Source organism: Pseudomonas sp. QE6 (assembly GCF_041379005.1).
Taxonomy (GTDB): domain Bacteria; phylum Pseudomonadota; class Gammaproteobacteria; order Pseudomonadales; family Pseudomonadaceae; genus Pseudomonas.
The window spans coordinates 3,031,345-3,045,521 of the sequence record NZ_CP166873.1 but is presented as its reverse complement, the minus strand read 5'-3'; the positions used below and the strand labels follow the sequence as shown (position 1 = coordinate 3,045,521).

Genomic DNA, 14,177 nt, shown 5'->3' with positions numbered 1-14,177 from the left:
CCTTTGCCGGAGGGAGAGGGGCCAATCCCGCCCCCCTTTCGCTCCACGTTTCAATCGATTACCGAAGGATCTGCCATGACCACACTGGTTCACTACCGCATCGAAGACGGCCTGGCGCTAATCGGCCTGGCCCGCCCACCGGTCAACGCCCTCGGCCAACCCCTGCGTGCCGCCATTCTCGACGCCTGCGAACGCGCTGCCGCCGACGCCAGCGTGCAGGCCATTATCCTCTTCGGTGAGCACGGCCTGTTCTGCGCCGGTGCCGACATCAGCGAATTCGGCACCGACGCCTCCTTCGCCGCGCCGGACCTGCCCGGCCTGCTGCTGCGCCTGACCGAACTGGGCAAGCCGCTGATCGCGGCCATTGGCACCCTTGCCCTCGGTGGTGGCCTGGAACTGGCCCTGGCCTGCGGCTATCGCATCAGTGAGCCCACCGCTCGCCTCGGCCTGCCGGAAATCAACCTGGGCCTGCTGCCGGGCGCCGGCGGCACCCAGCGACTCCCCCGCCTGATCGGCGTCGCGCCGGCGCTGGACATGATGATTTCCGGCCAGCCCATCGGCGCCGGTCGCGCCCTTGAACTCGGCCTGCTCGACCGCCTGGCCGGCAGTATCGAAAGCCTGTTGGACGACGCACGGGCCTTCGCCCGTGAACTGCTCGCCCAGGGCGCCCCGGCCCGTCGCGCCAGCCGCCTCGATAATCCGGGCGAGAGCGTCGCCACCGACTTCTTCAGCCAGTTCCGCGCCGCCAACGAGCCGCGCTGGAAGAGCCGCCTGGCACCACGCCTGGTGCTCGCCGCGGTGGAAGCTGCCTGCAACCTGCCGCTGAACGAAGGCCTGGCCCGCGAGGGCGCGTTGTTCAAGGAAGCCGAGGCTTCGGCGCAGTCCGCCGCGCTGCGCCATGTGTTCTTCGCCGAGCGCGAGGCCGGGCGGATTCCGGGCGTCGGCAATGACACCCCACTGCGCGGGATCGACAAGGTCGCGGTGATCGGCGCCGGCACCATGGGCGGCGGCATCGCCATGAACTTCGTCAATGCCGGCATTCCGGTAGCCCTGCTGGAGCTCAAGAGCGAATCGCTGGACCGCGGCCTGGCGAATATCCGCAAGAACTACGAGATCAGCGTCAAGCGCGGCAAGCTGACCGCCGAGCAACTGGAACAGCGCATGGAACTGCTGTTCGGTACCGTCGACTACGACGACCTGGCCGACGCCGATCTGGTGATCGAGGCGGTATTCGAGAAGCTGGAGATCAAGCAGCAGGTGTTCCGCACCCTCGACCAGGTGTGCAAACCGGGTGCCATCCTGGCCAGCAACACCTCGTCGCTCGACGTCGACGTCATCGCGGCGACCACCTCTCGGCCGCAGGACGTGATCGGCCTGCACTTCTTCAGCCCGGCCAACGTCATGCGCCTGCTCGAAGTGGTACGCGGCAAGGCCACCGCGCCGGACGTGCTGGCCACCACCATGAAGATCGCCAAGCGCATCGGCAAACTGCCGGTGATCTCCGGCGTGTGCTTCGGCTTCATCGGCAACCGCATGCTCGAGCCCTACAACCGCGAGGCTCATCGCCTGGTACTGGAAGGCGCCACCCCGGCCCAGGTCGACGCCGTGCTCACCAGCATCGACATGAACATGGGCGTGCTGAGCATGATCGACCTGGCCGGCGTCGACGTGAACTTCCTGGTACGCGAGGCCAACCGCGCCGCCACCGAGCACGACCCGAGCTACCACATCGTCGGCAACGAGCTGTACAAGCTGGGCCGCTTCGGCCAGAAGACCGGTCGCGGCTTCTACCTCTATGAGGGGCGCGAGCGCAAGGAGGACCCGGAAGTGCCAGCCCTGGCCGAGCGCATTGCCGCTGAACTGGGTGTGGCCCGCCGCGAGTCCATCTCCCCCCAGGAGATCCACGACCGCTGCCTGTTCATGCTGATCAACGAAGGCATCCAGTTGCTCGATGAGGGCATCGCCCTGCGCGCGAGCGACGTCGACCTGGTCTGGATCAACGGCTACGGCTTCCCCGCCCACCTCGGCGGCCCGATGCACTACGCCGAGCAGCTGGGCCTGGACAAGGTGCTGGCCGGCATCCGCCATTACCGCCAGGAACTCGGCGCCTACGGCGAGATGTGGTTCCAGCCGGCGCCCCTGCTGGAGCGCCTGGTCGCCGCCGGCCAGACCCGCATCGAGAAGGTCTGAATCATTCCGGGCCCGGCCAACGGGCCCATCCATACAGGACTCCTTTTCCATGAAAGAAGCCGTCATCCTCTCCACCGCCCGCACGCCCATCGGCAAGGCGTTCCGCGGCGCCTTCAACAACCTCAAATCGCCGAGCATGGCCAGCTTCGCGATCCGCGCGGCGGTGGAGCGCGCCGGCATCGAGGCCGCCGAGATCGAAGACCTGGTGATGGGCACCTCCATGCCCGGCGGCACCGCCGGCTGGAACCTCGGCCGCATGGCGGCGCTGGCTTCGGGTCTGCCGCTGTCCGTCAGTGGCCAGACCCTCGACCGCCAGTGCGCCTCCGGCCTGATGGCCATCGCCACCGCCGCCAAGCAGATCATGGTCGACGGCATGCAGGTCGCCATCGGCGCCGGCCAGGAGCAGATCAGCCTGGTGCAGAACCGCCATATGGAATGGTCGATCGCCGAGCGCGACGAGCAAGTGATGCGCTACGCCGAACACGCCTACATGCCGATGCTGCACACCGCCGAGCTGGTCGCCCAGCGCTACGGCATCAGTCGTGAAGCGCAGGACGCCTACTCGCTGCAGTCCCAGCAACGCATCGCCGCAGCCCAGGCCGCCGGCCTGTTCGATGGAGAGATCGTCCCCGTCACCGCTACCAAGCAGGTGGTCGACAAGGCCACCGGTGCGGTCAGTTACGAGGAAGTCACCCTGCGTCGCGACGAAGGCAACCGCCCACAGACCGTCCTCGAGGACCTGAGCAAACTCAAACCGGTGGTCGAAGGCGGCTGCATCACTGCCGGCAACGCCAGCCAGCTGTCCGACGGCGCCAGCGCCTGCGTGCTGATGGACGCGCGTCTGGCCGAGCAGCGCAACCTGGAACCGCTGGGCGCTTACCGCGGCATCGCCGTCGCCGGCCTGGCCCCGGAGGAAATGGGTATCGGCCCGGTGCTGGCGGTGCCCAAGCTGCTCAAGCAGCACGGTTTGAAGGTCGATGACATCGGCCTCTGGGAACTCAACGAAGCCTTCGCCTGCCAGGCGATCTACTGCCGCGATACGCTCGGCATCGACAACGATCGCTACAACGTCAACGGCGGCGCCATCGCCATCGGCCACCCCTATGGCATGAGTGGTGCGCGTATGGTCGGCCATGCCCTGCTCGAAGGGAAACGCCGTGGCGTGAAGTACGTGGTGGTGACCATGTGCGTCGGCGGCGGCATGGGCGCAGCCGGCCTGTTCGAGGTGTTCTGATGAAAGGCGATTTCACTGAACAGTTTTCCCTGGCCGGCCGTACCGTGCTGGTCACCGGCGCATCCAGCGGTATTGGTGCGCATTTGGCACGGCTCGCCGGCAGCGCCGGCGCTAACGTGGTGCTCGCGGCCCGCCGTGTGGAGCGGCTCGAACAGGTCGCCAAGGACATCGAGTGGGAGGGTAGCCGGGCTCTTTCCGTCGCCCTCGATGTCACCGACCGGACCAGCGTCGAGGCGGCATTCGACGCCGCCGAAGCGCATTTTGGCGTGGTCGACGTGGTGCTCAACAATGCCGGCATCGGCAATGGCCAGCGCCCTCTCGAGATCACCGAAGACGAATGGCGGATGATGCTCTCGACCAACCTCGACGGTGTCTGGCGCGTGGCCCAGTGTGCCGCCCAGCGCCTGGCCAGGGCCGAGCGCCCCGGTAGCATCGTCAACATCGCCTCCATGCTCGGCCTGCGGGTCGGCACCGGCTACAGCCACTACTGCGCAGCCAAGGCAGGCGTGGTACAGCTGACAAAATCGCTGGCACTGGAACTCGCCCGCTACCGCATCCGCGTCAACGCCATTGCCCCCGGCTACTTCAAGACGGAGATGACCGACGGCTACTTCGACGGCGACAAGGGCCAGGCTTACATCCGCGATGCAGTGCCCATGCGCCGCCTGGGCCAATTGGAGGAACTGGAGGGTCCCTTCCTGCTGTTGGCCAGCGAAGCCGGGGCGTATATGTCCGGCGCCGTACTGGCCGTAGATGGCGGACAGTTGGTCGGAAGCCTCTAGTACCTCGCGCTCATGGGCCGGACAGAACCGGCCCATGCAGCGCTCGGCATTTGCATCATCCTTCCTCTGTTGCGCCGTTCACGGGGAACGTGGATGGGTGCTTTCTTCGGTCATTTTCCCTATGCTGAGTCGGACTTCGACGCGTTGCGGCCTCGCTGCGGCAATTGCGACTCCGATTGACTGACCGATGAAATTGCATATTCCCCATGCCAGAGTCTCGCCCCCGCCCGCCCCTCAGCGCCGAACCTGACGCCGATGAAAGCGAAACCAATCCCGTCACTCGTCGGGGGCGCCCCGTGGGCGACCACAATGCGAAACGGGCCGAGTTGCTGGCGGCGGCGATCGCAGTAATCGCCGAGGACGGCTATGCCGGCGCCTCGATGCGCAAGGTGGCGAAGCACGCCGGATGCACGACCGGAGCCGTGACCTACTACTTTGCCAACAAGGAAGAGATGGTCAGTGCCGTGGCCCAGAACTTGTTCGACAAGGTCGAAGCACTCATGGAAATCAATCGTGACCAACTCGACATCAAGTCGCTCATCCAGCAATGGCATCAATGGATCAGCTTCGAGGATCTGGACAGCTGGCTCGCCTGGCTGCAACTGCTCTCCCATGCGCGCCACGAGCCAGCATTCAGCAATGTCATCAAACAGCGTTACGCCCATTTCCGCCAGATCTCCGCTTCGTTGATCGAGGAAGGCCAGCGCCAAGGCAAAATACGCGACGATATTCCCGCCGACGTGCTGTCCGATCAGATCAGCGCCTTCAGTGATGGCTGGCTCATGATGCTGCCTATCGACCCCGAGCGCTTCAGCGCGGAGCGGGGACAGGCGCTGCTCGACGCGCTCATCGTGCTGATTTCCCCACCCAAGGCTTCCAGGCGCACGTCCAAAGCAATGACCACCGCGCAATAATCGTCTCCCCTCGGAGGGCTACGTCACGCCGATCTGTTCTTCGGCGCGACGTGCAGCCCTCCTCCACAGCCTCCTCTGCTAGCCGCCCTTCGCCCTCCCCTCAGAGGCACCTGCGTTCCGCCAGGCCTTACCTCACTCCTGCCAATTCAGCGCAAGCGCAAGACGCCCAGCCGTGCATCTCGTGCCGCCTATACGCACACGCACCATTCCGCTTTGCATGAAATCGAAACTCCTGTATTTTACAAAACAGTCGAGATAATAAATAAACCACAACCAAGTGGTAGGAACGAAGATGGACCTGGAAACCAAGGCGCTGTCGCGGTCCAAGCGGGCATGTCGGGACCTGCGGGGAAGGCAGTCATCCTTAAGGCTGCCAATGGGTTCCTGTATCGCACTGATGGCGATTCAGGTGCCCGCAGCCGACGTCGTGACCCGCACGATGAGAGGGCCAATAGCGCACAGCTGGAGCCCTCGTTCGCCCTGCCCAGCTCCCCTGCTGCGCCTGCTCTTCATTGAAGGGCTATCTGACGCACAGAAGCAGACGGCCAATACGGCCGGGGGCAACTGGCCTGCAAACGGGCCGAAATGAACCCATAACCTCGACCAGCCCCATTGGAGGGCATCCCCTGAACTGAGCGTGGCAACGACCCGCGCCATTAACGCACCGACATTCAACTGCCGGCTGTGATGGCATCCGCTTGCTCGTGATTTGCCCTCGTGTAGCGACCGTGGGTTCTGGCAAGCCTGGCCGAGTTCACCGGCGAGCGCATCACTGCGGCCTGGAAAGCAGGTTTCGAAACCGTCCTTCGTTCCGTCGAGAGCAACAGAATCCATGTTCAAAGCCATTTCGCTGACCCTGAAACTCTCCCTGCCACCTGCCGTGGGCCTGATCGGCCTCCTGCTTTTCGTGGGCTATACAGCGCTGCAACTGGATAACAACAACAGCCGCCTGGTGGCACTCGAGACCCAGAGCTATCCCTCCCTGGAAACCGCCGACAAGGTGAATTTCCAGTTCTCGCGAATTCCCGGACTGCTCAACAGCTCCGTCGCCGCGGGCGAACGGGAGACCCTGAATGAGGCGCGCAAGGTCCTGGCCGAAGTGACCGCCAGCTTGCGCAACCTGGAGCCGCTGACGGACAAGCGCAGCGGCAGAGACAAGGAACTCCAGGCCTGGTCATCAGCCATCCGGCGCTATGCCGACAACGCGTTCACGTCGTCCGAGCAGTTGCTCGGCGGCGCCTCGTTCGAAGACCTGCGGCCCAACCTCGATCGCATGACTGCGGACCTCAAGCACGCACAGGAAGCCGGCGACAGGTTTCGCAGCCATGCCTATTCCGATTTCCAGAGCAGCCTGAAGCAGGTCAGGACCGATAACGCCACCACCACCCGGGTCGGCTATCTGCTCAGCCTGGTGTTGTTGCTGGCGGTCAGCCTCGGCTCGGTCCTGGTGATCCGTCAGGTCATGAACAACATCCGCGGCGTCATCGAATCGCTCAGGGCCATTGCCAACGGCGATGGCGACCTGACTCGCCACATCAATGTCGAGTCCGGGGACGAGATCGGAGAGATGATCGGTCTGTTCAACGCTTTGCTGGACAGGTTGCAAGGCACCATCCGCCAGATCATCGAAACGGCCGGCCCCCTTGAGCAGATGTCCAGAGAGCTCCATCGGCTGACGCGGGGCGCAGAAGAGAGTGCGCACTCTCAGCAGGGACGTACGGACTCGATCAGTCGCGACATCGGCACCATGACCAACAGCATCCAGGAAGTGGCGCAGCGTTCACGCCAGGCCTCCGAGGAGGCCAGCTCCGCCACCCGCCAGGCCGATGAGGCGCGGCAGAACATCGACAGTCTGTCCTCCAGCATCGGCGACCTGGGTAACAGCGTACTCAGCTCGGTGCAGGCCATGCAGCAGCTGGAGGAGGAGACCCAGCAAGTCGGTTCGGTGCTGACGGTCATCCGCAGCATCGCCGAACAGACCAACCTGCTCGCCCTGAACGCCGCCATCGAAGCGGCACGGGCTGGCGAGCAGGGTCGGGGCTTCGCCGTTGTGGCCGACGAGGTCCGCAATCTCGCGCAGAAGACGGCCGCCTCCACCGCGGAAATCCAGAGCATCATCCAGCGCCTGCAAAACAGCGCCAACGGCGTACTGCACGCCATGACCCTGAATGGCGCCAAGGCCAGGTCCAGCATCGAACACTCCGAGCAGGCCACGCAGACCCTCGAGGCGATCACCCAGGCCGTTCGCCAGATCGATGAATTGAACGCCGGGATCGCCCGCTTCACCCAGGAGCAGATCGGCCTCTCCCGCTCGATCCAGCAGGACACCGAGATGCTGCAGCACGACACCCAGGCGACCACTCAAGGCGCCGACGCAACCGCGCGCCTTGGCGAACAGCTGGTCAGCACCGGAGACCAACTTCGCAGCGCCACAGCCCAGTTCCGCATCTGACCCCTCCCAACAACAAGAGCAGTAGAAGCATGCAAGGCATTAGAGCACTCGGTCTCGCAGGTCTCATCGCGAGCACCCCGGCCATGGCCCTGGAACAGGGCGAATATCGATTCAACGGATTCGGCACCGCCGGCGTCAACCACCTGGGAGGCGAGGGTCACGGACGGAGCTTCGGCATCAATGGGCAGACCACGGACGCCTGGCGCGGCGACCAGCTGTCCAGGCTGGGCAGCCAGCTTCAGTACGGACTCACCGATACGCTGGGCGTGACCGTGCAAGGTACCTTCAAACCGGAGCAGGACACCTGGAAGGGCAACCTGGAGTGGGCCTACCTCTCCTGGAAAGCCACCGACGGCCTGACCCTGCGCGCCGGCCGTCTGCGAACGCCGGTCTACATGTACTCCGAAACCCTCGACGTCGGCTTCACCCACCCCTGGCTGGGGCTACCGGACGAGATCTACAGCCAGGTCCAGCTGAGCAGCTACGAGGGCGGAGACATCCTCTACACCTTGCCCACCGGCATCGGCTCCCTGGCCTTCCAGGTAGCGGGCGGCCAGGCGGTCAACCGCAACCTGTTCGCCATGGATGACCTGTACGACATCGACTACAAGAAGATCTTTGCCGCGAACGTCAGTCTGGAAACCAACGACTTCGGCATGCTGCGCGTGGGTTACGCCGAAGCTGACATCGACACGGACCTCACCGCGCCGGTCGTCACCCCGGGCGGCACAACCGCGAGCGTCAACTTCCTGAGCCTTCATCGGCAGAAGGGCAAGTTCACGTCCATCGGTTACCAGTACGACAACGGCACCTGGGTATCGTCCGACGAGTGGACCCGCAACAACACGGAAGGCGATCAACAAGGCCGCATCGATGCCTTCTACGTCATGGGTGGCCGGCGCTTTGGCGATGTACTGGCCCACCTCACCTACGCCCAACTCGACGAAGACACTGGCCGCCAGAGTTCCTGGACCTATGGCCTGAACTACAACCTGGCGCCTAACCTCGTCCTCAAGAGCGAGTACAAACGGGTCGACACCAGCGGCAATGGCTATCGCGGCACGTTCGTGGAGAGCGCCCAGGAAACCTTCGACCACGCAGTCTTTACAGCCAGCAACGGTGCGGCGGGCACTCCCCCGCGCAACTACGACGGCGACATTATCAGTGTCGGCGTCGACTTCGTGTTCTAAGGACTGCCCCCATGAAACCACTCATCACCGCAATCATCGCCACTACCCTGGCGACGGCATCCAGCATCGCCCGATCCGAGGTAGTCGTGATCGTGAACGCCGCAGCAACCGCTTCTCCCACCCAGTCCGACGTGGCCAACATCTTCCTGGGCAAGGACACCAGCCTCAAGGGAATCGACCAGAAAGGCTGGAACCCTACCAAGGAGAAGTTCTACGGCACCGTCACCAACAAGAGCGAATCGCAGCTCAAGTCGTATTGGTCCGGACTGGTGTTCACCGGCAAGGGTCAGCCACTGCAAAGCGCTGCCGATGACGCCTCGGTAGTGGCGACGGTTGGCTCCGAGGTGAACGCCATCGGCTATGTCGACAAGGGCGCCATCAACGACAAGGTGAAAGTGCTCTTCGCCCTGCCCTAGTCCATGACGTCCGGGTCTCAGCTGGAGCGAGCCAGCTCCTGCTGAGACCCGAGCAATGCGCCCCTCCTAACGCCCACTCGGACCACATGAGTGTCATGGCCCATTCGCGCCCGAATGACACCGTCCACGCCACCGCTCGTCACCTTCCTGGCCCGCCTCTTAAGGGCGCCTGCCCTCCCCGGAGCGCCTTGCCGCAGGGCCGCGGCACCTGCCCCCTCAGGGAGTGGCGCATGCCTCAAATTTACGGAACCATAGTTTTGATAACACTAGTTGCGTTAATTTGAAAATCACATTACATTCCCGCAAAACAACAAAAGCTTCAGGAGCTCGCTTCATGAAAGACTCCGCAGGACATCCCGCTCCCGAGCATGGCGATGGCATCCTCAAAGGTTGCCCCGATGGCACACCCATCGCTCGCCCCAGCCATACGCCCCACCTCAAGCCCACATACGCCGTTGCCGAAGGAAACCCTTCGCTGGCCAGCCGTTTACTCCCCTCACGGATTGCCTGCCGCCCCTCCCGAAGCTCGCAGCACCAACCAGCGAATGGACGCGAGGTGGCCGTTCGGAAAAAGGCGCACTGATCCAAGCGGAGCCTCCTGTCACTGCTTGACCCTGCCAGGTATCAGCAAAGTGGTTTATCGGAAGTCGTCATAAATGGGACTTCTCGCTAACTGAGCCGACTCCATCAATCAATTGCCCTGCTTAGCCCAGTAAGCATGGAGACCATATGAGCAACCAGCACTACGACACTTTGATCATCGGCGCGGGCCTGTCGGGCATTGGCACTGCCTGTCATCTAACCAAAGAGTTTCCGGGGAAAAGCCTGGCAATCCTGGAGCGCCGCGCCCGCATTGGTGGAACATGGGATCTCTTCCGCTATCCGGGAATACGCTCGGATTCGGACATGCTCAGCTTCAGCTACAAGTTTCGCCCGTGGAACAAACGCAAAGTGCTGGCCGATGGTCCTGAGATCCGTCAATACATTCAGGACACCGCAACGGAATATGGCATTACCAACAAGATTCAATACGGAATCAAAATCACCAGTGCAGACTGGTCCAGTCAACAGCGGCTGTGGCACCTGACAGCCCTGCATGAGCCGAGCGGAACAACCAAACACTACAGTTGCAAATTCCTTGTGTGCTGCACCGGTTATTACAACCACGACGATGGCTTTCTTCCCAAGTTTCCAGGCGAAGAGCACTTCAAAGGTACCCGGGTCCACCCGCAACACTGGCCCGAAGGCCTTAACTACAAGGGCAAGCAAGTGGTTGTCATCGGCAGCGGGGCAACTGCGGCCACACTGATTCCGGCCATGGCAGACGGCGCCGGGCATATCACCATGCTGCAGCGCTCCCCTTCCTATATTTATTCATTGCCATCGGTCGACAAGGTGACTGCCGCATTGTCGTGCATCATGCCGGCGAGCTGGGCGAACAGCCTGGGTCGCAAGCGCAATATCCTGATGTATCGAGGCATTTATCTTGCGTGCCGACGCTGGCCGAAGCTGATGCGCGCGTTTCTCCTCTCCCATGTCCGCAGAAAGGTCGGCCCGGATGTCGACATGCGCCACTTCACCCCCAAGTACATGCCTTGGGATGAGCGGCTCTGTGCCGTACCCAATGGGGATCTGTTCAAGTCCGTGCGCAGCGGCAAGGCCTCCGTTGAAACCGACCACATCGAGCGCTTTACCGAGAATGGCATTCTCCTGAAGTCCGGCAAGGAGCTGCAGGCGGACATCATTATCGCGGCAACCGGACTCAAGCTGCAGGTACTGGGTGGCATGTCACTATCCATCGATGGCAAACCGTGCCCGGTCGGCGAACAGATGACCTACAAGGGCGTGCTGATGGAAAACGTGCCCAACTTCTCCTGGATCTTCGGTTATACCAATATCTCCTGGACGCTGAAGTCCACTATTTCAGCCGAGTATCTGTGCCGCCTTTTCAAGCATATGGCGGAACACAACCTGGAAGTCGTAACTCCGTTCGACGATGGAGATAACGCCACGAACCAAGGCATCCTGGGCTTGAACTCCGGATACATCCAGCGGGATCAACATTTATTGCCGCGCCAAGGGAAAACCTATCCCTGGGAAGTTCTCCATCATTACGGGCGTGACAAGAAGATGTTGTTGGAACACCCCATCGAAGACACTCGCCTGGAGTTTCTTCCCGCCAAGCAGAATGCATACAGAACACAACCATCGCGAGTCGCCGGCTGAATAAGCCGGCTTTCGTGAAAGAACACGCCACCAGGCTACCGATTGCCGCCCGCAACAGGGCAAGTCCGGCAATCGGGCCCCATGAAAATAAAAGGCGGAAACAACATGCACGGCCAAATGATGACGCTGCCGCTGATCGTATCTTCAGTCCTGGAACATGCGGAGCGCTATCACGGCGATACCGAGATAGTCTCCCGCACGGTCGAAGGTACGCTCCACCGTTATACCTATGCCGAGGCGCATCTACGCGCCAGGCAAGCCGCCAATGCCCTGAAGACGCTCGGCGTTCAACCGGGTGATCGCGTCGGCACCCTTGCGTGGAACGGCTATCGCCATTTCGAGCTGTACTACGCAATCTCGGGCATGGGAGCGATCACCCACACCATCAATCCCCGCCTGTTTCCGGAACAGATCAGCTGGATCGTGAACGATGCCGAAGACTGCGTAGTCTGCTTCGACCTGACCTTCGCACCACTGGTCGAATCCATCGCAGCGCACTGCCCGAGCGTGAAGTACTGGGTAGCCATGACCAGCCGTGCACACATGCCGGTCCTGGGCATCCCGAACCTGCTGTGCTACGAGGCCCTGCTGGCCGAAGAGTCCGCGGACTTCGCCTGGCCCGGGCTCGATGAGAACTCGGCGGCCGCCCTTTGCTACACCTCGGGAACCACGGGCAATCCCAAAGGGGTGCTCTACTCCCATCGATCCACTCTGCTGCACGCCCTGTCCAGCTCGCTGCCGGACGCCCTGGCCCTCTCCGCAAGTGACGTGGTCGCCCCCGTGGTGCCCATGTTCCACGTCAACGCCTGGGGCCTTCCGTACTCGGCGCCGCTGGTTGGCGCCAAGCTGGTGTTCCCGGGGGCCGCCCTGGATGGCGAGAGCGTCTTCGAGCTGTTCGCGAACGAGGGCGTCACCTTCTCTGCAGGTGTGCCCACCGTGTGGCTCAGTGTGTTGCAGTACATGCAAAAGAACGGCACAGGGCTGTCCAGCATCAAGCGCATGATTGTCGGTGGCGCGGCCTGCCCCCCAAGCCTGATGAAGAGCTTCGAAAAAGAGTTCGGCATCAAGATTCAACACGCCTGGGGCATGACGGAAATGTCGCCGGTCGGGACAGTCAACTCGCTCAAGGAATCGCAGCTCAGGCTGGATGACGAGAAGCGCTTCGCCATACAGCTCAAGCAGGGACGGCCGCCGTTCGGTATCGACCTGAAAATCGTCGATGACCAGGGCAACGAGCTGCCCCGCGACGGCAAGACCTCCGGTGCACTCATGGTTCGTGGCCACTGGGTCCTCAACCAGTACTTCGGCAAGGACGACAGCCCACTGCTGGACGGCTGGTTCCCAACCGGCGATGTGGCCACCCTGGACCAGGACGGCTTCATGCAGATCACCGACCGCGCCAAGGACGTGATCAAGTCCGGCGGCGAATGGATCAGCTCCATCGAGCTGGAAAACATCGCCATGGGCCATCCTGCGGTCGCCGAAGCCGCCGCACTGGGCATGGCCCATCAAAAGTGGGATGAGCGGCCACTGCTGGTCGTCGTAAGGAAGGCAGGCCAGGACGTGAGCCGCGAAGAAATTCTCGGCCAGTATCCGGGCAAGGTTGCCAAGTTCTGCATTCCCGATGACGTGATGTTCGTCAACGAGATTCCCCACACTGCTACCGGCAAGATCAGCAAGGTGCAGTTGCGTGAGCAGCTGCGCGAATATTGCTGGCCCACCGCCGACCTCTCTCGCGCCTGAGGTGGCCACATGACCCAGCACATGCACGTGAACGCATTCACTCGCGTTATCCATCAGCCCCAGGGCCGCTTTGCGATCGGACTGCTCAATCTGCTGCTTCGTCTCACGGTGAAGTCGAAGCTTGGGCCGCACATCGACATTCCGAAACTCCGGCAAAAATTCGGCCAGTTGAATCGCCAGGCCTCCCCCGCTCTCCTGGCGAACGTGAAACGGAAAAACGTGGACTGCAACGGTACTTCCGCTCAGTGGTTATCGCCTGAAGGCTACCGGCCGGATCGGGTGCTGCTCTACATCCACGGAGGGGCATTCGTGGCCTACACGCCCGACGTGTACGCCGCCATGGTGGCGTCCTGGTGCCAGGGCCTGAAGACCCGCGCGCTGTTGGTGGATTACGGCCTGGCCCCGGAACATCCATACCCCACTGCGCTGGATGAGTGTCTTGCGGCCTACCAATGGCTGCTGGACCAGGGATTCAAGGCCAGGGACATCGTCATCGCCGGCGACTCCGCTGGCGGCAATCTGGTCATGGCCACGCTGCAGCACCTCAAGGCCGGCAAGCAACCGTTGCCGAGTTGCGCGGTTCTGCTCTCCCCCTTCCTGGACCTGACCCTCAGCGGAAAAAGCGCACTGGTCAACGCCCCCCACGACCCGATCTTCACGCTGCCCTTCGCCGTCGCCATCCGCGACTTCTACGCGCCAGCCCACACCTATTCGCAACCGTCGGTATCGCCCCTGTTCGGAGACTTCTCCGGTCTCCCGCCGATGCTGTTCCAAGTGGGCAGCACGGAAATGCTGCTGGATGATTCAGTGCGCGCCGCGGCAAAGGCCGATGCCGCCGGCGTACCCGTGCAGCTGGAGATATGGAAGCGGCTTCCCCATGTCTTCCAGCTGATCCCTGCCCTGCCCCAGACCCGAGCAGCGGCACAAGGTATTCAACGCTTCATCAACGAACATACGGCCTGGGATGGCTAACGGAGTCGGCAATCAGTCCGCCCCATCATCCCTGGTCCCCAATGCAAGGCCCGCAAAA

The 14,177-nt window shown here is 62.6% G+C and carries 10 protein-coding genes; all 10 read left to right on the top strand.

Going from position 1 to position 14,177, the window contains the following annotated elements:
- Positions 1 to 75 precede the first annotated feature (75 nt).
- Positions 76 to 2,190: a 3-hydroxyacyl-CoA dehydrogenase NAD-binding domain-containing protein gene (locus ACAW63_RS14190; protein ID WP_371234486.1), complete on the top strand. Its 2,115-nt coding sequence runs from the start codon at positions 76 to 78 to the stop codon at positions 2,188 to 2,190.
- A gap of 49 nt (positions 2,191 to 2,239) precedes the next feature.
- Positions 2,240 to 3,424 carry an acetyl-CoA C-acyltransferase gene (locus ACAW63_RS14185; RefSeq protein WP_371234485.1) on the top strand — a complete coding sequence of 395 codons (1,185 nt, stop codon included), beginning with the start codon at positions 2,240 to 2,242 and terminating at the stop codon, positions 3,422 to 3,424.
- Positions 3,424 to 4,206, top strand: coding sequence for an SDR family NAD(P)-dependent oxidoreductase (locus ACAW63_RS14180; RefSeq protein WP_371234483.1), 783 nt, complete (start codon positions 3,424 to 3,426; stop codon positions 4,204 to 4,206). Before ACAW63_RS14185 ends, ACAW63_RS14180 begins: the two co-directional genes overlap by 1 nt.
- Positions 4,207 to 4,412: 206 nt before the next feature.
- Complete coding sequence (locus ACAW63_RS14175; RefSeq protein WP_371234481.1) at positions 4,413 to 5,120, top strand: TetR/AcrR family transcriptional regulator; 708 nt, start codon at positions 4,413 to 4,415, stop codon at positions 5,118 to 5,120.
- A gap of 832 nt (positions 5,121 to 5,952) precedes the next feature.
- On the top strand, positions 5,953 to 7,572 hold the full coding sequence (locus ACAW63_RS14170) for a methyl-accepting chemotaxis protein (protein WP_371234480.1): 1,620 nt from the start codon (positions 5,953 to 5,955) through the stop codon (positions 7,570 to 7,572).
- A gap of 29 nt (positions 7,573 to 7,601) precedes the next feature.
- Entirely contained in the window at positions 7,602 to 8,762 is a 1,161-nt protein-coding gene (locus ACAW63_RS14165; RefSeq protein WP_371234479.1) for a hypothetical protein, read from the top strand.
- An 11-nt stretch (positions 8,763 to 8,773) separates the two neighbouring features.
- Entirely contained in the window at positions 8,774 to 9,178 is a 405-nt protein-coding gene (locus tag ACAW63_RS14160; protein ID WP_371234477.1) for a phosphate ABC transporter substrate-binding protein, read from the top strand.
- Between the two features lie 729 nt (positions 9,179 to 9,907).
- Positions 9,908 to 11,404 (top strand): flavin-containing monooxygenase, encoded by a 1,497-nt coding sequence (locus ACAW63_RS14155; protein ID WP_371234475.1) that lies wholly within the window; start codon positions 9,908 to 9,910, stop codon positions 11,402 to 11,404.
- Positions 11,405 to 11,509: 105 nt separating this feature from the next.
- Positions 11,510 to 13,147 carry a 3-(methylthio)propionyl-CoA ligase gene (locus ACAW63_RS14150; protein ID WP_371234474.1) on the top strand — a complete coding sequence of 546 codons (1,638 nt, stop codon included), beginning with the start codon at positions 11,510 to 11,512 and terminating at the stop codon, positions 13,145 to 13,147.
- Between the two features lie 9 nt (positions 13,148 to 13,156).
- Positions 13,157 to 14,119: an alpha/beta hydrolase gene (locus ACAW63_RS14145; protein WP_371234472.1), complete on the top strand. Its 963-nt coding sequence runs from the start codon at positions 13,157 to 13,159 to the stop codon at positions 14,117 to 14,119.
- The last annotated feature ends 58 nt before the right edge of the window (positions 14,120 to 14,177 follow it).